We start from the raw sequence: 670 nt of genomic DNA on the forward strand, positions 1-670 counted from the left end.
GGGGCTGTCCAATCCTAAAACCGCACGCATCGGCAACACCTTCGGTATGGTCGGGATGGCGATCGCGATCCTCACCACCATCGCGCTGATCGTCAAGCAGGCGAACGGGCTCGGCTCGAACCTCGGGTTGGGTCTCGGTTTGCTGCTGGTCGCGCTGGTGATCGGCGGTGCGGTCGGTGCGTTCGTCGCCGCGCGCGTCGAGATGACCAAGATGCCGGAACTGGTCGCGGCGATGCACTCGCTGATCGGTCTGGCCGCCGTGTGTATCGCGTATGCGGTGGTGTCGGAGCCGTCCGCGTTCGGTCTCGTCGATCCGGAGAACACCGCGCCGGGCTTCCTGCCGTATGGCAATCGCGTCGAACTGTTCATCGGCACGTTCGTCGGCGCGATCACGTTCTCGGGTTCGGTGATCGCGTTCGGCAAGCTGTCGGGCAAGTACAAGTTCCGGCTGTTCCAGGGCGCGCCGGTCGTGTATGCCGGTCAGCATCTGATCAACCTGCTGCTCGCGCTCGCGATGCTCGGCTTCGGCGTGATCTTCTTTCTCACGCAGTCGTGGCTGCCGTTCATCATCATGACGCTGATCGCCTTCGTGCTCGGCGTGCTGATCATCATTCCGATCGGCGGCGCGGACATGCCGGTGGTCGTGTCGATGCTGAACTCGTATTCGGGT

Annotated in this window: 1 protein-coding gene; it reads left to right on the forward strand. The window is 63.4% G+C overall.

Annotation, left to right across the window (positions count from 1 at the left end; all coding sequences use genetic code 11):
- Positions 1-670: NAD(P)(+) transhydrogenase (Re/Si-specific) subunit beta (locus P0D70_RS36730; protein WP_408188126.1), on the forward strand; the 670-nt coding region annotated here is incomplete at both ends.

The organism is Paraburkholderia sp. RL17-381-BIF-C (assembly GCF_046026435.1).
In the GTDB taxonomy this organism is placed as follows: domain Bacteria; phylum Pseudomonadota; class Gammaproteobacteria; order Burkholderiales; family Burkholderiaceae; genus Paraburkholderia.